At 71.2% G+C, this 23352-nt stretch carries 17 protein-coding genes and 1 pseudogene; 5 read left to right on the forward strand and 13 right to left on the reverse strand.

The annotated features are described in order from the left end of the window. From HQM25_RS15925 to HQM25_RS15935, 3 genes are read left to right on the forward strand one after another with little or no spacing between them, the layout of a single operon-like run. Nucleotides 1-588, forward strand: a complete 588-nt coding sequence (locus HQM25_RS15925; protein ID WP_172991118.1) for a hypothetical protein — start codon at nt 1-3, stop codon at nt 586-588. Then, a complete protein-coding gene (locus HQM25_RS15930) occupies nt 585-1442 on the forward strand; it encodes a hypothetical protein (protein ID WP_172991119.1) in 858 nt (285 codons plus the stop codon). Before HQM25_RS15925 ends, HQM25_RS15930 begins: the two co-directional genes overlap by 4 nt. Next, nucleotides 1439-2068: a hypothetical protein gene (locus HQM25_RS15935; RefSeq protein WP_172991120.1), complete on the forward strand. Its 630-nt coding sequence runs from the start codon at nt 1439-1441 to the stop codon at nt 2066-2068. Before HQM25_RS15930 ends, HQM25_RS15935 begins: the two co-directional genes overlap by 4 nt. A 3-nt stretch (nt 2069-2071) precedes the next feature. Here HQM25_RS15935 and mmsB read toward each other — a convergent pair whose 3' ends face one another. Beyond that, entirely contained in the window at nt 2072-2980 is a 909-nt protein-coding gene (gene mmsB / locus HQM25_RS15940) for a 3-hydroxyisobutyrate dehydrogenase (protein ID WP_172991121.1), read from the reverse strand. Between the two features lie 23 nt (nt 2981-3003). Then, the gene (locus tag HQM25_RS15945; protein ID WP_172991122.1) at nt 3004-4170 is read right to left on the reverse strand and encodes an acyl-CoA dehydrogenase family protein; all 1167 of its coding nucleotides are present in this window, start codon (nt 4168-4170) and stop codon (nt 3004-3006) included. 229 nt (nt 4171-4399) lie between these two features. Here HQM25_RS15945 and HQM25_RS15950 point away from each other — a divergent pair, with 229 nt between their 5' ends. Next, on the forward strand, nt 4400-6046 hold the full coding sequence (locus HQM25_RS15950; RefSeq protein ID WP_172991123.1) for a choice-of-anchor I family protein: 1647 nt from the start codon (nt 4400-4402) through the stop codon (nt 6044-6046). Nucleotides 6047-6124: 78 nt separating this feature from the next. On the opposite strand, the gene HQM25_RS15955 is transcribed toward HQM25_RS15950, so the two are convergent. The 5 genes and pseudogenes from HQM25_RS15955 to HQM25_RS15975 all read right to left on the reverse strand — a co-directional run bounded on the left by HQM25_RS15955 (nt 6125) and on the right by HQM25_RS15975 (nt 17128). After that, nucleotides 6125-7633 carry a M1 family metallopeptidase gene (locus HQM25_RS15955; RefSeq protein ID WP_172991124.1) on the reverse strand — a complete coding sequence of 503 codons (1509 nt, stop codon included), beginning with the start codon at nt 7631-7633 and terminating at the stop codon, nt 6125-6127. Nucleotides 7634-7939: 306 nt separating this feature from the next. After that, nucleotides 7940-13669, reverse strand: coding sequence for a pullulanase-type alpha-1,6-glucosidase (gene pulA / locus HQM25_RS15960; RefSeq protein ID WP_172991125.1), 5730 nt, complete (start codon nt 13667-13669; stop codon nt 7940-7942). A gap of 280 nt (nt 13670-13949) precedes the next feature. Then, entirely contained in the window at nt 13950-14276 is a 327-nt protein-coding gene (locus tag HQM25_RS15965; RefSeq protein ID WP_172991126.1) for a DUF2510 domain-containing protein, read from the reverse strand. A gap of 118 nt (nt 14277-14394) precedes the next feature. Next, on the reverse strand, nt 14395-15846 hold the full coding sequence (locus HQM25_RS15970; protein ID WP_172991127.1) for an HNH endonuclease signature motif containing protein: 1452 nt from the start codon (nt 15844-15846) through the stop codon (nt 14395-14397). Between the two features lie 104 nt (nt 15847-15950). Beyond that, a pseudogene (locus HQM25_RS15975) lies at nt 15951-17128 on the reverse strand (thiolase family protein). Here HQM25_RS15975 and HQM25_RS15980 point away from each other — a divergent pair. Then, nucleotides 17127-17768: a GNAT family N-acetyltransferase gene (locus HQM25_RS15980; RefSeq protein ID WP_254359411.1), complete on the forward strand. Its 642-nt coding sequence runs from the start codon at nt 17127-17129 to the stop codon at nt 17766-17768. The pseudogene HQM25_RS15975 and the gene HQM25_RS15980 sit on opposite strands and share 2 nt — an antisense overlap. A 7-nt stretch (nt 17769-17775) precedes the next feature. On the opposite strand, the gene HQM25_RS15985 is transcribed toward HQM25_RS15980, so the two are convergent. The 6 genes from HQM25_RS15985 to HQM25_RS16010 form a co-directional block, all read right to left on the reverse strand. Then, a complete protein-coding gene (locus tag HQM25_RS15985; protein WP_172991128.1) occupies nt 17776-18237 on the reverse strand; it encodes a hotdog fold thioesterase in 462 nt (153 codons plus the stop codon). Further along, nucleotides 18234-19424 (reverse strand): bifunctional 2-methylcitrate synthase/citrate synthase, encoded by a 1191-nt coding sequence (locus HQM25_RS15990; protein WP_172991129.1) that lies wholly within the window; start codon nt 19422-19424, stop codon nt 18234-18236. Before HQM25_RS15990 ends, HQM25_RS15985 begins: the two co-directional genes overlap by 4 nt. Nucleotides 19425-19443: 19 nt before the next feature. Next, a complete protein-coding gene (prpB, locus tag HQM25_RS15995; RefSeq protein WP_172991130.1) occupies nt 19444-20343 on the reverse strand; it encodes a methylisocitrate lyase in 900 nt (299 codons plus the stop codon). After that, nucleotides 20343-21863 carry an MmgE/PrpD family protein gene (locus tag HQM25_RS16000; RefSeq protein WP_172991131.1) on the reverse strand — a complete coding sequence of 507 codons (1521 nt, stop codon included), beginning with the start codon at nt 21861-21863 and terminating at the stop codon, nt 20343-20345. The genes prpB and HQM25_RS16000 overlap by 1 nt, the downstream gene beginning before the upstream one ends. After that, nucleotides 21860-22510, reverse strand: coding sequence for a GntR family transcriptional regulator (locus HQM25_RS16005; protein ID WP_172991132.1), 651 nt, complete (start codon nt 22508-22510; stop codon nt 21860-21862). Before HQM25_RS16005 ends, HQM25_RS16000 begins: the two co-directional genes overlap by 4 nt. A gap of 100 nt (nt 22511-22610) precedes the next feature. Then, nucleotides 22611-23351 carry an SDR family oxidoreductase gene (locus HQM25_RS16010; RefSeq protein ID WP_172991133.1) on the reverse strand — a complete coding sequence of 247 codons (741 nt, stop codon included), beginning with the start codon at nt 23349-23351 and terminating at the stop codon, nt 22611-22613. Between the last annotated feature and the right edge of the window lies 1 nt (nt 23352).

A 23352-nucleotide genomic window follows, 5' to 3' on the forward strand; every position in this document is an offset into this window, starting at 1 on the left:
GTGCCCTCGACTCCGTTCCACTCCTCATACGATCCCGACCGCTGGATCCCTGTGCCGCTCGACTACGTCGGCACGCCCTGGGCCGACGCGCAGGCCTGGGCCGCGTGGATCGCACAGGAGGCCTCCGCGGGCCGCGACGACGCCGCGGAGCTGCTTCCCGCGATCGCGCACGAGGCGCAGACCATCGCCCTGTTCCCCGCCGCCCACGTCTCCTTCCGCTTCTGGCACTACCCCGTCGACGGCGAGCCCACCGGCTTCGTCGACGTCTACGTGCAGGAGCGCGACCCCGACACCACCGCCCCCGCCGACCTCCTGCCGGAGCCGGGATTCACGGCCGTCGACCCCGTGGTCGAAGAGCTCGACATCGCGACCTTCCCCGGTGCGGTCCGTCGACTGACGCTGAACGTCGTGCTGCGCGACGAGGAGTCCGAGCCCGTGCTGTTCCCGAAGGCCGAATGGCTCGGCGTGCGCGGCCGGTGGGTCGCGTACGCGGTGTCGGGCGACCACGACGTCGCCCGGCTTCGGGAGCGCCTCGACGACATCGACGCGTTGTTCGCGTCGCTCGACCCCGCTGGAGATACTGCATGACCGACGTCGCCCTGACCGCACGCTCCCGGGTCGAGAAGCGGCTGCGCGCCGGTTCGTACGCGAGCCCGCGTCACGCCACCGACGATGCCGCGCGCATCGCTCTGTTCGCCGCGGTGCCCGAGCTCGAGCGCAGCCATGACATGGTGCGGGCGGGCGAGGTGCGGGCGGTCGCCGACGGCACGGTGACGGCGAACAGGCCGGCGAACGCGCCGGCGAGCCCGAAGTCGTCGACGGCGCTCCACGAGACCACGCTCGTGGTGGCGCTCCTGCTCGGCATGATCGCGTTCGCACTCATCGTGCCCTCGCCCCGAACAGGGCGCAGCGCGATCGGACTCGACGACGGGCTGCTGTGGTCCGGCGTGCTGGCCGCGGCGACCTTCGGGCTGTACGCGTGGATGGAGCCCTCCCGGCGCTCGACGCGGATGTACGAGCTGCGCGGGGCCGCCACTGGTCTGCTGCTGTTCTTCCCGGTGCTGTGGACCGTGCTGCTGGCCACCGTCGTGGCGCGGTGGAACGAGGTCGACCTCACCGCGTCGACGATCGCGGGTCTCACGCTGCTGGTCGCCGCGATCGGGGCGACCACCGCGCTGTGGTGGCGTGCTCGCGCCGTCGAGCACGTGCCGGCGCCGTCGTCGTCGCTCACGGCCCCGGACGAGGCCCTCGTCACCGCGAGGATGGATGCGTGGTGGCTCGACGTCGACGGCCTCCTGTCGGCCGATGAGCGCGCCGCCGTGGTCAGCGCGCACCGCGCCGCGCTGCAGCGGTTGAAGGAGCTCAAGGTCATCACCGACGCGGACGTGTCGCGCGCGGCATCCACACCCCTCCCCCAGACGTGGCGCGAGGAGCGCCGGTGACATCGCTGCGCGACGAGCTGGGCGGCCGGCACACGGCGCCCACGCCCTACGGCATCCTCTGCCCGCCCGGCTGGCGTCGCACCCACCCGCGCGAGCTGCTCGAGGGTCCCGCCACCGAGGCCGCGCTCGCGCGGATGAAGGCCGCCGGGCGCGCGGACCTCGTGCTCCAGACGCGCAGCATGCTCGCGCAGTACCGGCGCTCGATCGAGGACCTGAAGGTCATCGAGCTGTACCTCCCGCCCGCCGATGCCGAAGCCGGACCGCTGCCGGCGACCCTGATGGTGTCGCCGCTCGTTCGGCCGGCGACGGTCGGATGGGATGCCGCGCTCGGGCGCCTGAGCCGGGGGAAGCCGGTCGAATCGGCCGATTTCGCCCAGACGCCGATGTGGCTCTGGCGCACCGGCGACAGCATCCGCGACGAGCACGCGACCGTCGCCACGCGCGAGACGCACTACGTCGTGCCGGTTCCGGGCGAGGAGCCGTCACGGCGCGCGCTGCGCTTCCAGTTCACCGCGCTCGCCCCCGACGGCCTCGCCTCTGACGACGTCGAGTCGCTCATCGCGCTCGGTGACGTCATGATGAGCACCATGCGCTGGCTCGACGCGCCCGGCGCGGGGCGCGCCTGACGTTCAGTCCGCCGACGCGCTCGCGTCGCGGATGTCGGTGATCACCCCGGAGAAGTCCCGGCGGGCACCCTCCCCCGCCGCGAAGTCCCGATAGATCTCCCGCGCGAGCATGCCCATGCGGGCCTCGACGCCGGTAAGCGCAACGGCCTTCTCCGCGAGACCCAGGTCCTTGTCCATGAGCGCGCCCGCGAACCCCGGCTGATAGTCGCGATTGGCGGGACTCGTGGGCACGGGCCCCGGCACCGGGCAGTTGGTCGTCAGCGCCCAGCACTGGCCCGACGCGTTCGAGACCACGTCGAACAGTGCGTGGTGCTCGAGTCCGAGCCGCTCGCCGAGCACGAACGCCTCCGCGACCGCGATCTGCGACACCGCGAGGATCATGTTGTTGCAGACCTTCGCGGCCTGGCCGAGCCCCGCGCCGCCGCAGTGCACGACACGCCGGCCCATGGCCTCCAGCAGAGGCTTCGCGGCCTCGAAGTCGGCATCGGCCCCGCCGACCATGAACGCCAGCGTGGCGTTCTCGGCGCCGACGACGCCTCCCGACACCGGGGCGTCGATCGAGCGATGGCCGGCGGCCTCGGCCAGCGCGTGCGCGGCCCGTGCGTCGTCGACGGCGATCGTCGACGAGTCGATGAACAGGGTGCCGGGCGCGGCGGCGTCGAGCAGTCCCCTCCCGCCCTCGACGCCGCGATAGGCGTCGATCACCTGCGCGCCGGTCTGGAACATCGTGATCACGACGTCGGCGCCGGTGGCGGCATCGACCCCCGTCTCGGCCACGGGCAGACCGCTGTCCCGGGCGCCGTCCCGCGCGCCCGCGAAGACGTCGAAGCCGACCACCTCGTGTCCGGCCGTCCGCAGGTTGTTCGCCATGGGCAGGCCCATGTGGCCCAGGCCCAGGAATGCGATCCTCATTCGTGCGACTCCTTCGTCGACCGTCATGCGCGAGGGGTCAGCAGCTCGCGACCGATGATGACGCGCATGATCTCGTTCGTGCCCTCGAGGATCTGGTGCACGCGCAGGTCGCGCACCACCTTCTCGATGCCGTACTCCTGAAGGTAGCCGTACCCGCCGTGCAGCTGGAGAGCCTCGTTGGCGATCCGGAAGCCGGCATCGGTCGCGAACCTCTTGGCCATCGCGCACTGCAGCGAGGCGTCCGGCGCCTTCGCGTCGAGGGCGGCGGCGGCATCCCGCACGAGCGCACGCGCGGCGCGCAGCTCGGTGGCCATGTCGGCGATCGTGAACACGACGGACTGCTTCTCGGCCAGCGCCTCGCCGAACGTGAAGCGCTCGTGCACGTACTGCATGGCGCGGTCGAGCGCCCACTGCGCGCCGCCGAGCGAGCACGCGGCGATGTTGATGCGCCCGCCGTCGAGCGCCGACATCGCGATCTTGAAGCCCTGCCCTTCGACGCCGAGCATGCTCGCGGCCGGGACGCGCACCTCGTCGAGGATCACCTGTCGTGTGGGCTGGGCGTTCCAGCCCATCTTCTTCTCGTTCGCGCCGAACGAGAGTCCCGGGGTGCCGTCGGGAACGAGGAACGCCGTGATGCCGCGCGCACCGGGCTCGCCCGTGCGGGCCATCACGATGTAGACGGATGCCTCGCCGCCGCCGGAGATGAACTGCTTGACGCCCGTCAGCACGAACTCGTCGCCGTCGCGGATCGCCGTCGTCGTGATCGCGGCGGCATCGGATCCTGCCCCGGGCTCGGTGAGGCAGTAGCTGCCGAAGCCCTCCATCGAGGTCAGCCGCGGGAGCCATTCGCGACGCTGCTCGTCGGCGCCGTAGGTGTCGATCATCCACGCGACCATGTTGTGGATCGTGATGAAGGCGGCGATCGCCGGGTCGCCCTGCGCGAGCTCCTCGAAGATCTGGACCGCTTCGGCACGCCCGAGACCGGTGCCGCCGACGTCTTCGCGCACGTAGACACCGCCGAGTCCGAGTTCGCCGGCCCGGTGGATGGTCTCGCGGGGGAAGTGCTTGCGCTCGTCCCACTCCAGCGTGTGCGGGGCGAGCTCGCTCTGCGCGAATTCGCGCACGGCTGCGAGGATCGCGTCGCGCTCATCATCGCTCAGGGCGGTCTTCGGGGAGGTGGACATCGTCATCGACACCGTTGCTCCTTCATTCTTCTGCTCGTGCCCTTGTGGGGCATCCTGCTGAATCCGGTTGTGCCGTCGTTGGCACCGTGCTGATTTTACATGGACTTCCTACTATCTGTCCTGGCCTCCATACATCCCATTGTTCGCCGCCCGTTCATAGGGATCTCACCGGGGCTCGGTAGTCACGAGGGGACGCGCGCTCGCGCGTCGTCGAAGCCCCTACCCGAGGATCCGCATGCCTTCTCCCCTGACCCGGCGCTCCGTCGCCACCACGGCGATCCTGGTCGCCGGCGCGCTCGCACTCGCACCGCTGACCGCCGCGTCGGCCGCGATCGTTCCCGCGCCGATCCAGTACTCCGCCGACGACGCCGCCCTCTCGCTCGCCCCCGTCGGCACGTTCGACACCGGCGCCTTCGACGAGTCGGCCGCCGAGATCGTCGCCGCGCACGGCGACCGTCTCTTCGTGGTCAACGCGCAGGCAGGTTCGGTGAGCGTCCTCGACTACTCCGAGCCCGCAGCGATGACCCTCGAGTTCGCGATCTCCTCCGCCGGCATCGCCAACTCCGTCGCCGTGCGCGCCGACGGACTCGGCGTGATCGCCTTCGAGGCGCCCACGAAGACCGACCCCGGCCACCTGGTGTTCTTCGACGCGAACGCGGCGGGCGCGGCATCCACGTATCTCGGCGAGGTCGAGGTCGGGGCGCTCCCCGACATGGTCGCGATCGCGCCCGACGGCAGATACGCCGTCGTCGCCAACGAAGGCGAGCCGAACGACGCGTTCACGATCGACCCCGAAGGTTCGGTGAGCATCGTGAAGCTGCCGAACAAGGTCGCCGCAGCGACGCAGAAGGACGTCAAGACCGCCGACTTCCACGCGTTCGAGGCCGGCGGCTCGAAGACCCTGCCGGCCGACGTGCGGGTCTTCGGGCCGCAGCCGCACGGAAACGACCTGCCGGTGAGCCGCAACCTCGAGCCGGAGTACGTGGCGATCGACGGCAACACCGCCTACGTCGCCCTGCAGGAGGCGAACGCGATCGCCGTCGTGCAGATCCCGAGCGCCCGGGTCACCGGCATCCTGCCGCTGGGGTTCACGGACTTCTCCCTCCCGCAGAACGCGCTCGACCCGAGCGACCGCGACGGCGGATTCGCGCTGCGCACCCTCGAGGGCCTGTTCGGGGCCTACATGCCCGACGGACTCAACGCCTATCGCAGCGGCGGCCAGACGTACCTCGTCACCGCGAACGAGGGCGACGCCCGCGAGTGGGGCGACTATGTCGAAGGTTCGCGGGTGTCCGGCCTCGCGTCGCAGGTGTGCGCCGACAGCCCGCTGGCATCGCAGCTCGGCAACGCCGATCTCGGCCGCCTCAACGTGACGCGCGAGCTCGGCTTCGACGACGCGGCCGGCTGCTACTCCGAGCTGTACACGTTCGGGGCCCGGTCGTTCTCGATCTGGACAACCGACGGCGCGCAGGTGTTCGACTCGGGCTCCTCGTTCGAGGAGATCACCCACGCGGCCAACCCGGCCTTCTTCAACTCGAACCACACCGAGGCGAACCTCGAGGGGCGCAGCGATGACAAGGGCCCTGAGCCGGAGAACCTCGCGATCGGGGAGGTCGGCGGACGCACCTACGCGTTCATCGGCTTCGAGCGCGTGGGCGGCGTCGCCGTGTACGACATCACCGTGCCGACCGAGACCGCCTTCGTGACCTACGTGAACAACCGCGACTTCACGGCCGACCCGACCTCGCCGGCGGCGGGCGATCTCGGCGCCGAAGGCGTCGCGTTCATCCCGGCGTCGGCCTCGGCCACCGGCGAGCCGATGCTCGCGGTCGCGAACGAGGTCTCGGGCACGACCACGCTGTTCGCGATCTCGACCGACTGAGACGCCTCACGCGTCGATCAAGACGACGGTGCCGCCGCACCCGTGGGATGCGGCGGCACCGTCGGACGGATGCTGCGATCAGGGCAGCGTCCAGGTTGCCGGCGGCTTCTCCTGGCCGTAGAGCCAGATCTGGAAGAACGCGTCGAGGTCCTGTCCCGACACCTCCTCGTAGACCGCCTGGAAGTCGGCCGCGGAGCCCGTCGAGTCGTTGTAGCGCTCGACCCACAGACGTGCCCCCGCGAAGAACGCCTCGTCGCCGACCTCGAGTCGCAGGGCGTGCAGGGTTCCGGCACCCCGGTTGTACACCTGGCCCGCGAACAGTCCGAGCGGACCCGGGTCGCCGATCTGGAAGGTCCAGTACGACGACGTGGGCGGCGCCGAGTTGTACCAGATGTTGTACGCCGCCTGGGCGGTGCGGATGCCGCGCTCCTCGTTCCAGATCCACGTCGCGTAGGTCGCCCAGCCTTCGTTGAGCCAGATGTCGGCCCAGCGGTCGGGGCTCACGGCGTTGCCGAACCACTGGTGAGCCAGCTCGTGCGCGACCGTGCCCTCGCTGGCCTGGGCGGAGTACACCGGACGCGTCTGCGTCTCGAGCGCATAGCCGACCGAGTCGTTGTCGACGATCGCGCCGTACGAGTTGAACGGGTACTTCCCGAACAGGCTCTCGAACAGGTCGATCATCGCGGGCTGCCGCAGCAGGCTCGCGTTCGTCGTGGCCAGGCGGCTGGCGCTCAGCTTCGTGTCGACCGCGTCGATGATCGGCACGCCGCTCGCCGAGAAGTACGTGTTGCGCAGGTCGAAGTCGCCGACCGACGCCGTGGTGAGGTAGCTCGCCTGCTCGTCGGGGGCGTCCCAGTACCAGGTGGTCAGGCCGTCGGCGGTGACCGGATCCTGGGCGGGTACGCCGTTGGCGACGGCGACCTTGCCCTCGGGCACCGTGATCTCGAAGCGGTACGACGCCTTGTCGGTCTGGTGATCGCTCACCGGGTACCACGTCATCGACCCGTCGGGCTCGCTGACGACCATGGCGCCGTCGCGCGTGGTGACCCACCCGTACAGGGCGCCCTCGATGTCGAGCGGCCGGATCGTGGTGCCGCCGTACTCGACGACGACCTGGAAGCTCTGGCCGGCCTTGATCTTGGGACGCGGCTGCACGACGAGCTCCCAGATGCGGGCGTCGTCGTCCTGCACCTGCCAGTAGGCGGCCCCGTCGATCTCGGCGCCGGCAGCGGGAACCGGGATGCCGGCTGCCGGCTTGCCGTTCACGGACAGGGCCGAGGCCGTCATTCCGCGCAGGTCGAGGTTGAAGCGGTCGAGGTCCTGTGTGGCCACGATGTCGATGGTCGCCACGCCGGTCAGCTGCCCCTCGAGGAGCGCCGGTGCCGGCGCCGGTGGCGTGTAGTCGAGGTCGAGGTCGTAGTGGGCGACGTCGTAGCCGCCGTTGCCCGAGTAGGGGAAGTACGGGTCGCCCACGCCTTCGGCACCGGGGGCGTAGCGGGGCTGGCCCGGCTTCCCCGGCGCCGCGAGCGCGCCGGACGCACCCGCCCCGCTGATCACGACGAGGGCTGCGAGTCCCGCAGCCGTCATCGTCGTACGCAAACGTTTCATTGCTCTCCCTCTGTCGGCCCCCGTGGGCGAAACTCTAGGGGAGCGTGGTCACCCACGACAACGATGGGATTCGGCGACCTCTCGCCGGATCAGGCGGAGTGCCGGGGCTGGCCGTTCACGCGCGGGTGGATGCCGCGGCGCGGCGCCTTCGCGCCGGTGCCGGCATCTTCGGGCGCGGGCTCGGCGCGACTCACGGCCCCACTTTCGTGAATCGCTCTGTCCACGTCAACCCCGCCGCTGCCACCCGCCCGCGGACAGCTGCCGCGGGCGGGCGGAGCCGGGGAACTACCGGGCCGCCTCCACCAGCACGGCGGCGGTGCGGGCGGGGATCGTCAGGGTGCCGGAGGCGGCATCCCACGTCACGCCCTTGACGATGGCGTCGCTGCCGTCGGCGAGCGCCTCCGCGAGAGCGAACCCGCGCCCCTCGAGCTCGGTGAGCGACTGCACCACCGGCTCCGGCGAGGCGTTGAACACGACCAGGGCGCCGTCGAGCGCACGGTCGGCGTCGGCGCCGACGGTGTCGTCGATGAGCATCGTGATCACGCCGGGTGCGGCATCCACCCCGCTGCCGGGGAACGATACCTTCTGCTCGATGAGCGCCGCCGAGCCGAGACGCAGCAGTCCCACCTCTTCGCGGGTGCGCAGCAGGTCGAGCGCGGCCGCCTCTGCGGAAGCGATGTCGGATGCCGCGGGCTTCAGCGCCGGGTCGGCCAGCAGCGGCGCCATGATCGACCACTTGCCCTCGTTGTCGGCGGCGCGCGGGAGGCCCGAGCCGAAGGTCGACTCCTGCCCCGTCCAGTCGATGCGGTTGAACCAGTCGCCCGAGTTGTAGCTGTTGCGATCCAGCGACTTCGAGCGCAGGAGCTCCGTGCCGGCGTGCCAGAACGACGGCGTCTGGGCGTAGGTCGTCGTCGCGAGCATGAGCGTGTTCATGCGCACGCGGTCGGCCATCGACATGTCGGCCGGCAGCTTCATCACCGCGAGGTCGTAGAGCGTCTCGTTGTCGTGCGCGTCGACGTAGGTGATGACCTCGTCGGGCTCGTCGGCGTACCCGGCAGGCGAGCCGTTGTAGTCGAACTGCGCCCCCGCCTTCGTCGATCCATCGGAGGCGGTCATCGCGAAGTCGCGCAGGTTGCCGGCGAGCCCCAGCTTCACGAGGTCGGTCTTGCGCGCGAGGTCGCCCGCCGCGTCGCCGGGCACGCCCGCGCGGCCGTTCGGGTCGGTGGACAGCCCGGTGCCGAAGCCCTGGAAGAACGTCGACGAGCCGTCGACGGGGCTCCCGCCGTGCACCGCGTCGCGCAGCCGGTCGCTGAACGTGCCGATGCCGGTGCCGCCCAGCTGCCCCTGCGTCGCCTGCTCGAACAGGGCGTTGTCCGCGACCTCGCCGAAGTTCCAGCCCTCGCCGTAGAGGTAGATCGCCGACCCGTCGACACCGTCTTTCTTCAGCGTGAGCGCGTCGAGGGCCGCGCGGATCGCGAGCATGTTCGCCTTCGAGTGGTGTCCCATGAGGTCGAAGCGGAAGCCGTCGACCTTGTAGTCCCGCGCCCACGTGACCACCGAGTCGACCATCAGCTTCTGGGCGACCTCGTGCTCGGTGGCGACGTTCTGGCAGCAGGTCGAGGTCTCGACCGCGCCGGCCGCGTTGAGCCGGTGGTAGTAGCCGGGCACGACGCGGTCGAGCACCGACTTCTCGCCCTGACCCGACTGCGCGGTGTGGTTGAACACCTGGTCGAGCACGACCTGGAGCCCCATCCCGTGGAGGGCGCCCACCATCGCGCGGAACTCCTCCACGCGGGCGCCGCCGTCGGGATCGACGGCGTACGAACCCTCCGGCACCGTGTAGTGATACGGGTCGTAGCCCCAGTTGAAGCCGTCGGCGTCGACGACCCGCTCGATGCAGGCCTGCTGCTCGGCGGAATCCGGCGCGAACGCGGCGAGGTCGCAGTCGGGCTGCGCCTGCTTCGCGCGGTCCTCCTCGATGGTGGCGATGTCGAACGTCGGCAGCAGGTGCACGGTGTTGATGCCCGCCTCGGCGAGCTCGCGCAGCTGCGTGGTGCCGGCGCTGTCGCGCGTGAACGCGCGATAGGTGCCGCGCTCGTCCTCAGGCACCGACGCGTCAGTGATCGAGAAGTCGCGCACGTGGAGTTCGTAGATCGCGCGGTCGACGGGCTGGTCGATCGTCGGGGCCTTCGTCTTCTCCCACGCCTTCGGCCGCCACTGCTTGTCGGCGAGGTCCACTGCGACGCTGCGCTCGGAGTTCAGCGTGAGCGCCACCGAGTACGGGTCGGTCACGATGTTCGTCTCGATCGCGCCGGTGTCGGTCGAGTACACGACCACCTCCCACGCGTACTCGGTGCCGGCGAGGGCGGCCTTGCCCTTGACCGTCCAGATCCCGGATGCCGCGTCCCAGGTCGCCTCATGACGCCGGGGCTCGCCCTCGTCGCCGGCAGCCCACGTGAGCAGGGTCGCCTGCTGGGCCGTTGGCGCCCACAGCCGGAACGTCGGCTTCTTGCCCTGGAAGCTCACCCCGAGCGTGGCGTCTTCGACGGCATCCGCGTAGAGATCGTCGAGCACGCCCGGGATCTGCAGACCGGTGAGGCCGGTGAGAGTGCCGTCGGCGGCGCGCTGCGCGACCCAGAGCTGGCCGCGCAGCAGCTCCGCGACCTCGGCGCGCGTCTGCCCGTCGAGGGTCAGCGCGAGGTCGTCGGCGAGCGCGGGGAAGCGCGCGGCCTGCGCTTCGGTGAGCCCGCCGGCGCCGGCGGTGAGGGCGATGGGCTCGGCCCCGGTCACCGCGCCGTCGGTCAGGGCGAGCGACGCGTCCGTCGACGCGTACAGCTCGTACCCCGCACCGTCGACGGTGCCGAGCCCCGCCGGCCACACGAGCGTGGTCTCGTCGATCCAGTGCGCGCGCTCCTCGCCGATGCCGGCCAGCGGCGGGTTCTCGACGACGATCTCGAGCACGTGCGTCTCGAGCGTGTAGCGGAAGACGACGAGCTCGCCGTCGGCGACGCTGAACGACAGGTTCGCGCCGCCCGGCGCGCCGTCCTGCCCGTAGTTCACGCCCCAGCTGAGGCCGTGGGCGACCTTCACCTCGTACGCGCCCGCGGGGATCGCGGAGGTGGAGAACGTGTACACGCCGTCCTTGTCGCCGTCGGCCATGAGGCTCGCGAGGCAGTCCGGCATCCAGTCGCCGGCGCAGCCGATCTCCTCCTGGAAGGAGCCGGGCAGCGTCACCGTGGGGCCTTCAGCCGTCGACTGCACGACGTTCGAGCGCGGGTCGAAGTAGAAGGTGATCGGACCGCCGACGTGGGTGATGACGATGTTCGGCCCGTTCTGCTCGCCGTTCGCGCCGTAGTTGAGGTCCCACGTGCCGTTGATGGCGGCCTTGTACTCGTAGGTGCCCGCGGGCAGGTCGAACGTGCCCGCCCAGATGCCGTCGGCGCGCAGCGTGAGCTTCGCCGCCTCGCAGCCGGGGCTCCATTCGCCGGCGCAGCCCATCTCGTCGTTCAGGTTTCCGGGGATCGTCACCATGTCGATGTCCGACACGGGCTGCTCCTCGACGGCGAGGGCCACCGCGTTGCCGACGGAGGCGTACGTGGATGCCGCCGCACGCCCGCCCGCGGCATCCATCGTCACCGCGCGGTATTCGACGAGCGTGCCGTTCGCGAGCCCGCGGATGTCGTGGAACACGCGCGGCTCGGTGTCTTCGGCGGTGCCGAGCGCGTGCCACTGGTCGGAGCCGACCACGCGCCACGCGAAGCTCGTCTCCGCCCAGGTCGCATCGTCGACATCGGCCGAGACGGCGACCTGTCCGGTGAGCGCTCCGCCGGGCGCGGGCGCGTTCACCGTGAGGGCGAGCGGCGCCTCGGGCGCCGTGACGGGCGCATCGGCCCGCCACACCACGGCCGACAGGGCCGGGACCGAGACGGATGCCGCGGCGGACGCGTCCGTCGAGAAGGCGGCGCCGTCGCCATAGATCGGGGCGAACCCGGCGCTGCGGGTGAGCGTGGCGAGGCCGACCGTCTGCGCTGTCGTCGCGTTGTTGAGCGCGATCACGTACTCGACCTTCTCGTCGCGGTCGACGCGCGAGAAGGCGTAGACGCCGGGACCGTTGGCGGCGAAGCGCTCGATCTGGGCGCCGGTCACCAGGGCCGGGTGCGCGGCGCGCAGCGCGGCGAGATCGGCGATGTGCGCGTACACCGGGGCGTCGGTGGCGTAGCGGTCGACCGAGCCCGCGTTCTCACCGGTGAGGAGATTCTGGTTCTGGTACTCCTCGACCTGGCTGGCGAACAGCGTCTGCCGCGCGCTCTTGTCGTTTCCGGGAGCTGCGCCCGCGAAGCCCTGCTCGTCGCCGTAGTAGACGACCGGCTGGCCGCGGCCGAGGAACAGGAGATCGTGCGCGAGCAGATCGCGCTCGAGCGGCTGGGTCTGGTTCTGCAGGAAGTACCCGACGCGGCCCATGTCGTGGTTGCCGAGGAAGGTCGGCAGAGCCGTGGCCGAAGAGTCCGGCGTCGTGTAGCGGTCGTCGCCCGCGTACAGGCTCTGCAGCCCCTTCGCGCTGTTGCCGGCGGCGAAGCTCACCGCCGCCGACTGGAACGTGAAGTCGAGCACCGAGTTCATGTCGGTGTCGCGGATGTACGGGGCGAGCTTCACCGGGTCGGCGTCGTACACCTCGCCGAACATGAAGAAGTCGGGCTTGCCGGCGGCGTGCGCGTAGTCGAGCACCTCGGTCGACCACTGCTCCCAGAACTCGAAGTTCACGTGCTTGGCGGTGTCGATGCGGAAGCCGTCGATGCCGAGGTCGATCCAGTCCTGGTACACGCCGACGAAGCCGTTGACGACGGTCGGGTGCTCGGTCATGAGGTCGTCGAGGCCGTCGAAGTCTCCGTACGTGACCGACTCCCCCGACCAGGTCGAGTTGCCGCGATTGTGGTACAGCGTCGGGTCGTTGAGCCACGCGGGTGTCTTGGCGTCGGCATCCTCGGCCGCGACAACCGGGGTGTACGGGAAGCTCGTGGCGGCGTCGAGCGCCGGAAAGTCGCCGGAGCCGGCGTACGTCGCCGGGTCGAAGACGGTGCCGTCGGCGGCGCGGTACGGCTCGGTCGCCTGGTCGATGTAGGAGTACTGGCCCTCCTGGTACGAGATCACGTCGGCGGTGTGGTTCGTGATGATGTCGAAGTACACCTTGATGCCGCGCTCGTGCGCGTCGGCGATGAGCGCCTCGAGCTCCGCGTTCGTGCCCAGGTGCGGGTCGATGCGCGTGAAGTCCGTGACCCAGTAGCCGTGATAGCCGGCGCTGGCGTTCGCGCCCTCGCCCTGCACGGGCTTGTTCGCGAAGCTCGGGGTGAGCCAGATCGCGGTCGTGCCGAGACCCTCGATGTAGTCGAGCTTCTCGTGGAGGCCCGCGAGGTCGCCGCCGTTGAAGAAGCCCTTGTCGGTCGGGTCGAACCCGTGGTCGAGCCGGTCGCCGGCGATGCCGGCCGTGTCGTTCGACGCGTCTCCGTTGGCGAAGCGGTCGGTCATGACGAAGTAGAACTGCTCCTGGCTACCCGGCTGGCGCACGGGAGCGGCGACGAGGTCGGCATCCGCCTCGGTGTAGCCCGCACGCAGGCTCACGGCCTCGAGACCGACCCGGTGGGTCGTGTCGTCGAACACGAACCGCAGGGTCGTGGGGCCGTCGATCGTCAGCGGGATGTTGTCGCCCCCGCCGTTGAGCCCGTAGGACTCGTCCCACGCGTCGTTCACCGCGACCTTGTACTCGTACGTGCCCGCGGGCAGGTCGAACTCGGCGGCGAAGACGTTCGCCGTCTCGGTCGCGACCAGTTCGGTCGCCGCGCAGTCGGGCTGCCAGTCGCCGGGGCAGCCCAGTTCGCTCTGCAGGCTGCCGACGAGCGCGAAGGTGCGATCGGCGGCGACGGCGGGAGCGGCGGCGGCCAATCCCCCGGTGAGGATCAGGGCAGCGGCGGCGAGGCTCGCTGCGGTTCGGCGGACACGGACGGCGGTCGTCTTCGACACGGTGCTCCTGGTGCGGGGCTCGAGGCACGTCGCCGTGCCGGTTGGTGCGTGTCTGCCCGACGCTAGCGGGGATGGCGGGCGGATTGCAAGCGCTTACATCATGAGAACGCCTTAATCGAGGGGATGCCGCGGGCCGCGGCATCCATCATCGACAGATCTGCGCAATCGCTTACGGAGTCATCCCGGCTCGATCGGTTTGCCGGAATCAGGTGATCCGCCGGAGACAGGACGACTCGGCCCCGTCTCGCCTGTGTGCACCAGATCACCTGATCTCGGTCGGTCACCGGGGTCGGCGGCGCCCGATCCGCTGCCACCAGCGGACCTTCCGGACGCTGCGCCGAGCGGGAACGGCTCCCGCGGCGATGACCGGCCCGGCATCCATCGGAGCGGCTTCATCCCCGACGGCCGCACCGACCCCGGGGGTGACGGCGGGCGCGACGTGCTCGGTCCACTGGGCACCATCCCAGTACCGCTGCGCGGAAGGCGCGTGCGGGTCGGGGTACCACCCGGCGGGCGGCGTGAGCGGAGGAACCACCTCGGCGGGTGCTTCGGGCTCGAGGTGGGTGCTGCGGCGCTCGGGCGCGCCGCTGCTGTTGTTGTCGGACATGACGGAAGAACCTTCTGGTCGTTCAAGCGCACACCCCCAGGCATGCGCCACCGGCCGACGGCCAGTAGATCAGGACACACCACACCTCCGACATTGCGACGCGTCGGTCACGCGTCGGTCACCCGCCGGGGCTTCGCGCCCGCAGTGCGCGACTCAGCCGCGCGGGCGATTTCGTCACCGCCCGCCACCTCGACGAGGCGTCCCACCAGCCGGGGCCGCACACCTCGGGCACCCCGCCGCGCATGCGCACCTGCCATCCGCTCGAGTCGATCGTGCGGTGGTGGTACCAGCACAGGAGCACCCCGTTGTCGGTGTGGGTCGCCCCGCCCGCGGCATGCTCGATCACGTGGTGGATCTCGCACCACGCCGCCGGGACGTGACATCCGGGAATGACGCAGCCGCCGTCGCGCAGACTGATCGCCTTGCGCTGGTGGGCGGCGAAGACGCGGTCGCTGATGTCGATCGAGAGGATGCGACCTGCCCGATCGGCGGTCACCCGCTGCACGGCGCCGGTGCACGCCACCTGCCGGGCGACCGTGAGCGGCAGCGGCTCGTCGCACCCGTCGAGGTGGGTGTGACCGCGGCCTGACTCGAGCCCTTCGGCGTCGACCGAGACCACGAGCGTGGGCGCCGCCCCACCGATGGTCGGCAGTTCGCCCGACCGTGCGGCGGCACCGAGGATCGTCGCCAGCGCGTCGTGCTGCAGCTGCGCACGCGATCGCGTCTCCACCGGCACGTCGTCGCCCGCGACCCCTACTGCAGAGTCGACCACTGCTGCGGAGTCGATGAAGTGCGGTCCGGCCGGAGCGGCCGGCCCGTCGCCCTTGGGGTTGAGGATGCTGTCGAACAGCCGCTGCAGCTGACCGGCGACCTCGGGCAGCACCCCGCCGCGCACCGGCACGATCCCGTCGCGACAGACCCCGATCGTGAACCCCCGCTTGCGCAACGCGCGGGCCTCGCGCGGCTCGGCGCCGTCTTGATCGAGATACATCGCCCACACCTGCGCCTGGAGGCGCAGCTCGTCGGCGTTCGGACTGGGCGCATCGCCGACGGCATCGCCACGGGCGGCGGCCGCGAGTTCGACGTCGGCCGCGGCCCGCGCGCCCCGCTCGCAGACAGCGGAGTCGAGGGCGCCGACGATGGCCGCCAGGGCGTCCACACCCACCACGCCGTCCGCGGCCGCCTCACGCAACGCCGGATAGGCAGCCGAGAGCACCTCCCCCGTCGCCACCGACACCGGCTGCTGGACCGCACGGGCCACCCTGATGAGCTCACCGACCGTGCGTCCGGATGCCCGAGTGGTGCGCTGCACCAGCTCCCTCATCGACCGGCACCCGAACCGCGTGGTCGGCCGATCCGCGTGGGGTGCGGCATCCACCCGCTCCTGCACCTCGCCCACCGCAGCGACCAGCGCCGCCTCAGCCAAACGCGCGATACCCGCCGCGCCGGCCATCACCTGCATCAGCGCCACGTCATCGAGCCCGCGCAGCTCTCCCGAACGGAACGCGCGGCCGACCACCTCGCCGAGCGCGCGCTCCACCTCGTGAAGGGCGTCGGCGAGGCTTTCCATGGCTCTATTCTGCCGAGGGCCTCCGACATTGAAGCTAGCTAATTCTCCAGATCAGGGGCTGAATCCGAAATTCGGATCCGTCGCCTGAAATGCGTGCTGGTCGGCTACACCCGCTCGATGATCGTGGCGTTCGCGAGTCCGCCGCCCTCGCACATCGTCTGCAGGCCGTAGCGTCCGCCGGTGGCCTCGAGGTGGGCGACGAGGGTGCCGAGCAGCCGCGTGCCCGAGGCGCCGACGGCGTGCCCGAGCGCGATCGCGCCGCCCCACGGATTGAGCTTGTCCGGGTCGGCGTCGAGCTCGCGCTGCCACGCGAGCGGGACGGACGCGAAGGCCTCATTCACCTCGTACGCATCGAGGTCGTCGAGGGCGAGTCCCGAGCGCTCCAGCACACGCCGCGTCGCGGGGATCGGCCCCGTGAGCATCAGCAGCGGGTCGTCGCCGACGACCGAGAACGCGTGGAAGCGCGCGCGGGGAGTGAGACCCAGCGCGGCTGCAGTGTCGGCGCCCATGATGAGCGCCGCAGAGGCGGCATCGGTCAGCGGCGACGAGTTGCCGGGGGTGATCTTCCAGTCGATCTCCGGGAACCGGGTGGCGAGCTCATCGGTGCGGAACGCGGGCGTGAGACCCGCGAGGCCCTCGGCCGTGGTCCCCTCGCGCACGGTCTCGTCGAACGCGACGGCATCGGCGCCGCCGGCGAACACCGGCACGACCTGCGAGTCGAAGCGCCCCTGCGCCACGCCGAGGCCGCCCGGCGGTGCGACTCGGCCGCGAGCGCGTCGAGCTCCGCGCGCGCGAACCCCCACTTCGCGGCGATGAGCTCGGCGGAGACGCCCTGGTTCACGAGGCCGTCCGGGTAGCGGTGCCGGATGCCCGGAGCCGTGGACCCGCCCGCACGCGACGATCCGAGCGGCACCCTGCTCATCGATTCCACGCCCGCGGCGATGACGATGTCGTACGCACCGGCCATCACGCCCTGCGCCGCGAAGTGCGCCGCCTGCTGGCTCGATCCGCACTGGCGGTCGATCGTGACCGCGGGTACACGCTCATCGAAGCCCGCCGCCAGCACCGCCAGGCGCCCGATGTTCATCGCCTGATCTGCGGCCTGGCTGACGCAGCCCATGATCACGTCGTCGACCTGCGTGGATTCGAGCCCGTTGCGCTCGAGCACCGCCCGCAGCACTTCCGCCGCGAGATCGACGGGGTGCACCGCGCTCAGCGCGCCCCCGGGCTTGCCGCGACCCGACGGGGTGCGGACGACGTCGACGATGACGGCATCTCTCATGTCAGCCTCCTCCCTCGAGCGTACGTCGGCGGTGGATGCCGCGGGCCGCGGCATCCACCCCGTCGCGGGGATAATGGGCGGCATGCCGGGCCTCCGCGACACCACCGCGCCGGGCGCCGTCGTGCTCGAGACCGATCGGCTCCTGCTGCGCCGCTGGATCATCGGCGACGCCGCGCTCCAGCGCCGGCTCTGGGAAGAGCGCGACCCGCGCGCGCCCGCCCACCGCCGCCTGTCGCCCGACGGCCACCCCACGGTGGCGGAGTTCGAGGATCGTATCCGCACCGCCGAGCGGCGCCCCGGTATGGGGCTGCTGGTGGCCGTCCGCCGGGACGACGGCGCTGCCATCGGCTACTGCGGTCTGATCGCGAACCCGGACGGGCCCGACGACGAGCCGGAGATCGCCTACGAGCTCCTCCGTGCCGCGTGGGGCCGCGGCTATGCGACCGAGGCCGCTCACGCGGTCGTGGCGTGGGCGTCGGCATCGGGCCACCGCCGCCTGTGGGCGACGGTGCGGGACTGGAACACCGCCTCGCGTCGGGTCGTCGCCAAGCTCGGCTTCGTCGAGACCGACCGCGTCGAGCCCGACGCCGTGCACGGCGACTCGCTCTTCCACCGGCTGGATCTGCCGGGCGGCCGCTGACCGGGCGCTACCCGACGGAGCGATCCTCCGGCGGCGCGTAGGTCGAGCGCTGCTCGATGATGGCGAGCGTGCAGCGGGAGATGCATACGAGGCGCCCGGCATCGTCGGCGATGCGGATCTCCCACACGTGGGAGCGGCGACCGATCGCGGCCGGGGTGGCCGTGGCGGTCACCCACCCCGACGACACCGGGCGGATGTGGTTGGCGTTGATCTCCTGACCGACCGCGTGGAACCTCTCGCGGTCGACCGCGAGGTGGCCCGCCCACGACGCGAGCGTCTCGGCGAGCGCCACCGACGCCCCACCGTGCAGCACGCCGGCAGGCTGCACGGTGCGGGCGTCGACGGGCATGCGTCCGACGAGCGCGTCGTCACGGACCTCGGTTACCTCGATGCCCAGGTTCTCGATGAGAGTCCCGCCTCGCATCGATGCGAAGTCGACATCGGAGACGTCACCGAACCAGACGCTCACGCCACCGACTCCTCCGGGCGCATCGTGGCCTCGAGGGCGGCCTCGTCGGCCACGTACCCCTCGACGTGACGCTCGTCGGGTCCGTTGTAGGCAGACAGCGGGCGGATGAGCGCGTTGGCGGCCATCTGCTCCATGATGTGCGCGGTCCAGCCGACGACCCGCGCGGCCACGAACAGCGGCGTGAAGGTCAGCGTGTCGAAGCCGATGAGGTTGTAGGCCGGCCCCGACGGGTAGTCGAGGTTCGGGTAGATGCCCTTGCGTGTGACGAACTCGGTCTCGAGCGCGTCGTAGAGGGCGGCGACGTCGGGGCGGTCGTAGTGCTCCACGAGGGTGTCGAGCGCGGCCTTCATCGTCGGTACCCGCGAGTCGCCGCGCTTGTAGACGCGGTGGCCGAAGCCCATGATCTTGCGCTTCTCGCCGAGGGCGGCATCCAGCCACGGCACGACGTTCTCCGCCGAGCCGATCTCGTCGAAGATGTGCATGACCGCCTCGTTCGCCCCGCCGTGCAGCGGTCCCTTGAGGGCGCCGATGGCCCCCACGACCGCGGAGTAGAGGTCGCTGAGCGTCGAGGTGATGACCCGCGCCGTGAAGGTCGAGGCGTTGAACGAGTGCTCCGCGTAGAGGATCATCGAGCGGTTGAACGCGTCGACGACGACCGGGTCGGGCTCTTCGCCGAAGGTCATCCACAGGAAGTTGGCCGCGTAGCCGAGATCGTCGCGGAACGGGATCTCCTCGAGGCCGCGGCGGCGCCGCTGCCCGTAGGCCACGATCGCGGGGAGCGCCGCGAACAGGTGGAGGCTGCGGGCCTGGTTCTCCTCGGGCGTGCCCACTGCGGCGAGCACGTTCGATTCGCCGGCGAGGTCGAGGGCGCCGATGACGCTGACCGCCGTGCGCACCTCGTCCATCGGGTGGGCATCGAGCGGGATCGCGTCGATCGCGGCCTTCACCTCGGGCGCGAGCGGGCGCCACGGCTTGCCGTCGGCGGTCTGCGCGGCCAGCTGCTCCTCGGTGGGCAGGTCGCCGTGCCAGAGGAGATAGGCGACCGCCTCGAACGACTGCGTCGCGGCGAGCTGCTGCACGGGGTACCCCCGGTACAGCAGCGAGTTGGTCTCGGGGTTGACCTTCGAGACGGCGGTCACGTCGGCGACGACGCCGGCGAGTCCCTTCTTGATGTCGGTGTCGGTCATGCTGTGGCTCCTTTGCCGGTCATCGGGCGATCTGGAAGTTGAACACAGAGGTGTCGAAGTGGTTGTACTGCTCGTAGTCGATCAGGTCGTACAGGTCTGCGCGATGCTGCATCTCGCCGAGCTTCGACGTGAGGTGGCCCTCGTCGATGAGCGTGTCGAGCGCCCGATCCGCCGCCCCCATGGCGATGCGCAGCAGCGACACCGGCCAGATCACGATGTTGACGCCGACGTCGCGCAGCTGGTCGACCGAGAACAGCTCCGACTTGCCGAACTCCGTCATGTTGGCCAGGATCGGCACGTCGACGGCCGCGCGCACCGCGTCGAACTCGGCGAGCGAACGCATCGCCTCGGGGAAGATGGCATCGGCACCGGCATCCACCAGCGCCTTCGCGCGGTCGATCGCGGCACCCACGCCCTCGACGGCGGCGATGTCGGTGCGCGCCATGATGAGGAAGTTCGGGTCGCGGCGGGCATCGACGGCGGCACGGATGCGCTTGAGCGCGGTGCCCTCGTCGACGACGGACTTGCCGTCGAGGTGCCCGCAGCGCTTCGGGTTGATCTGGTCCTCGATGTGGGTGCCGGCGAGCCCCGCGTCTTCGAGCGTCTGGATCGTGCGGGCCACGTTCATCGGCTCACCGAAGCCGGTGTCGGCGTCGATGATCGCCGGGAGGTCGGTCATGCGGGCGATCTGCTGCCCGCGCGCGGCCACCTCGGTGAGCGTGGTCAGCCCGATGTCGGGCAGACCCAGGTCTGCCGACAGCACCGCGCCGGAGATGTACACGCCCTCGAAGCCCTTGCGCTCGATGAGCCGTGCCGACAGCGGGTTGAAGGCGCCGGGGAAGCGCAGCAGCTCCCCCGACGCGAGCCGCTCCCGGAACAGCCGCCTCTTCTCGGCGGCGGGCACGGTGGAGTACAGCATCAGAACAGGCCCTTCGGCGCGGGCGCGCCGGCCAGCACGCCGGGCGCGGCGACGATCGACAGCTCGCGCACCTCGGCCGGGGTGAGCTCGGGCAGGCGCTGGGCGAGGTCGAGGAAGCGCTCGATCTCGGCGGCGTCGAGCACCGGTTCGGCCAGCAGCCGGAACTTGCGGATGTAGTCGGCGCGGGCGAAGGGCCGTGCGCCCAGGGGGTGCGCGTCGGCGACGGCGATCTCGTCCTCGATCACGGTGCCGTCGGCGAGGGTGATGACCACGCGGCCGCCGAAGGCCTTCTCGTTCGGGTCGTCGGAGTGATAGCGGCGCGTCCACTCGGCGTCCTCGGCCGTGGTGATCTTGTGCCACAGCGCGACCGTGTCGGCGCGGCCCGCGCGCTCGGGGGTGTACGAGTCGACGTGGTGCCAGCCGCCGTCCTGCAGCGCCACCGCGAAGATGTAGGGGATCGAGTGGTCGAGCGTCTCGCGCGACGCCGTCGGGTCGTACTTCTGCGGGTCGTTCGCGCCCGAGCCGATCACGTAGTGGGTGTGGTGCGAGGTGTGCAGCACGATCGACTCCACGTCGGCGGTGTCGAACCCGCCCTCGTTGTGGAGCTTGCGGGCGAGGTCGATCCATGCCTGCGCCTGGTACTCGGCCGAGTGCTCCTTGGTGTACGAATCGAGGATGCCGCGCTTGGGCTCCCCCGCACCGGGCAGCGGCACGTCGTACGAGGCGTCGGGGCCGTCGAGCATCCAGGCGATGACCCCGTCCTCGCCCTCGTAGATGGGCGACGGGCTGGTCTCGCCGCGCATCGCGCGGTCGACAGCCTCGACGGCGAGCTTGCCGGCGAAGGCCGGCGCGTGCGCCTTCCACGTGGAGATCTCGCCCTTGCGCGACTGGCGGGTCGCGGTCGTGGTGTGGAGGGCCTGTCCGACGGCCTGGTAGATGGTCTCGACGTCGAGGCCGAGGAGGGTGCCGATGCCCGCGGCCGCGGAGGGGCCGAGGTGGGCGACGTGGTCGATCTTGTGCTTGTGCAGGCAGATCGCGCGCACGAGGTCGATCTGGATCTCGTAGCCGGTGGCCAGTCCCCGAACGAGCGCCGCGCCGTCGCTGCCGACGTGCTGGGCGACCGCGAGGATCGGGGGGATGTTGTCGCCCGGGTGCGAGTAGTCGGCCGCGAGGAAGGTGTCGTGGTAGTCGAGCTCGCGCACGGCGACGCCGTTGGCCCAGGCGGCCCACTCCGGGGAGGTACGGCGCTCGAGCGGCGTGCCGAACACGGTCGCGCCCGCGCCCGACACCGACACGGCGTGGTCGAGCGCCTGCTGGCGGGCGGCGCTCACGGGCGCACGGGTGAGGGAGGCGGCGGCCACCGACGCGTTGTCGATGACGCGGTTGATGATCATGTCGACGACCTCCGGCTCGACGTCGACGGGGTCGGCGGCGACCTCGGCGATGTGCCAGGCGAGCTGGCCCTCGCGGGCGAGGTTCTCCTCGCTGCGGTGGACGCGGAGGTAGTGGGTGACGGTCATGCTGCTCCTTGATTTCGAACCGTCGCATCGAGCGACGTGAGGATGCTGGTGAGGGCGTTGTGCAGGTGCACGTGGGTGGCATGGGCGGCGAGATCCGCGTCGCGGGCGGCGATCGCCGCGGCGATGAGCCGGTGCTCGGCGACCGAGGCCGCCAGCCGCTCCGGGTTGTCCCGCGCGAGCCGGCGAACCCGCACGAGGTGGGTGCGCACGGTCCGAAGCGCCGAGGTCAGGTAGTCGTTGCGCACGGCGGCGTCGAGCGCGGTGTCGAAGCGGGCGATGAGCGCGTAATACGCGTCGAGGGCGTCGGCGGCCACGCTCGCCGTCGCGAACTCGGCCGCGAGCGCGGCGAACACGGCGGGCTCCGCGCGCTCCGCCGCCAGTCGCGCGGCGGACTCCTCGAGCGCGCGGCGCACCTCGAACAGCTCGCGGATGTCGCCGGCATCCACGTCGCTCACGACCGTGACCCGCGGCGACTGCTGCACCACGAGGCCGTCGGCGGCGAGGCGCCCGATGGCCTCGCGCAGCGGCGTGCGGCTCACGCCGAGGCGGGCGGCCTGCTCGGCTTCGGCGATGACGGCGCCTGGGGGCAGCAGGCCCGCCTGGATCTCGTCGAGGAGGGTCGCGTACGCGCGGTCACTGGCTCGCATCGGCCGACCTCCTCGCTGTCACGACCTCGCTAGTGTATACATAAGCGGCGCATTAAGGCCACCCATACCGGGTGATCACCGCCAACGGTATACCGAGCGTTCACGCGCCGTGCAGGCCGTCGCCCGGCCGGCTCACCACGAGCCGCGGCACGACGGCGTGGCGCGACATGCGCAGCACCGCGCCGACGAGTTCGGCCACATCGTCGGGGCGGATCATCTCGCCCGCGGCGAGCTCGCCGTGCTTCCACGCGCTCATGTCGGTGTCGACGTAGCCGGGGCAGATCGAGGTGGCCAGCACCCCGCCCTCCGACTCCTCCGCGTTGAGGGTGTCGCACAGCGACACGACAGCGGCCTTGGTCGCCCCGTACGCCGCGAGCCCCTCCTCCGCGATGACGGCGGCCATCGACGACAGCGCGATCACGCGCGCCGCGTGATCTGCCGACGCCGCCGCGCGCAGCGCGGGGATCGCCGCCGACACCAGCGCGAACGACGACCGGAGGTTGATCGCATAGTGGCGGTCAAGGCGCCGCAGCGGGGTGTCGGCGATGCGGCTGCCGTGCCCCATGCCGGCGTTGAGCACGAGGGCGTCCAGCGCCCGGCCCGCGGCGGCGTGGGCGTCGAGGATCGCCGTCGGCGCGTCGTCTTCGGCGAGATCGGCGACGACCTGCACCACCGGGTGGGGCGTATCGAGCGCTGCCGTCGCGGCGGCAAGACCCGCGGCATCCCTGCCCGTGAGGGTGAGCGCCCACCCGTCGGCGGCGAGCCGCCGCGCGATCGCGAGGCCGATGCCGCGCGTGCCGCCGGTGATCACGGCGGCGCGCGGTGCTGCGGTGTCGGTCATG

Source organism: Microbacterium hominis (assembly GCF_013282805.1).
GTDB lineage: Bacteria > Actinomycetota > Actinomycetes > Actinomycetales > Microbacteriaceae > Microbacterium > Microbacterium hominis_B.

Excerpts from the sequence above, each read along its gene's own strand:
- HQM25_RS16010 (WP_172991133.1), bottom strand. The coding sequence starts at position 23,351 with ATGACCGACACCGCAGCACCGCGCGCCGCCGTGATCACCGGCGGCACG.
- HQM25_RS15955 (WP_172991124.1), bottom strand. The coding sequence starts at position 7,633 with ATGACGGCTGCGGGACTCGCAGCCCTCGTCGTGATCAGCGGGGCGGGT.
- mmsB (WP_172991121.1), bottom strand. The coding sequence starts at position 2,980 with ATGAGGATCGCATTCCTGGGCCTGGGCCACATGGGCCTGCCCATGGCG.
- HQM25_RS15980 (WP_254359411.1), top strand. The coding sequence starts at position 17,127 with ATGTCAGCCTCCTCCCTCGAGCGTACGTCGGCGGTGGATGCCGCGGGC.
- HQM25_RS15950 (WP_172991123.1), top strand. The coding sequence starts at position 4,400 with ATGCCTTCTCCCCTGACCCGGCGCTCCGTCGCCACCACGGCGATCCTG.
- HQM25_RS15970 (WP_172991127.1), bottom strand. The coding sequence starts at position 15,846 with ATGGAAAGCCTCGCCGACGCCCTTCACGAGGTGGAGCGCGCGCTCGGC.
- HQM25_RS16005 (WP_172991132.1), bottom strand. The coding sequence starts at position 22,510 with ATGCGAGCCAGTGACCGCGCGTACGCGACCCTCCTCGACGAGATCCAG.
- prpB (WP_172991130.1), bottom strand. The coding sequence starts at position 20,343 with ATGCTGTACTCCACCGTGCCCGCCGCCGAGAAGAGGCGGCTGTTCCGG.
- HQM25_RS15930 (WP_172991119.1), top strand. The coding sequence starts at position 585 with ATGACCGACGTCGCCCTGACCGCACGCTCCCGGGTCGAGAAGCGGCTG.
- HQM25_RS15965 (WP_172991126.1), bottom strand. The coding sequence starts at position 14,276 with ATGTCCGACAACAACAGCAGCGGCGCGCCCGAGCGCCGCAGCACCCAC.
- HQM25_RS15990 (WP_172991129.1), bottom strand. The coding sequence starts at position 19,424 with ATGACCGACACCGACATCAAGAAGGGACTCGCCGGCGTCGTCGCCGAC.
- HQM25_RS15945 (WP_172991122.1), bottom strand. The coding sequence starts at position 4,170 with ATGACGATGTCCACCTCCCCGAAGACCGCCCTGAGCGATGATGAGCGC.
- HQM25_RS16000 (WP_172991131.1), bottom strand. The coding sequence starts at position 21,863 with ATGACCGTCACCCACTACCTCCGCGTCCACCGCAGCGAGGAGAACCTC.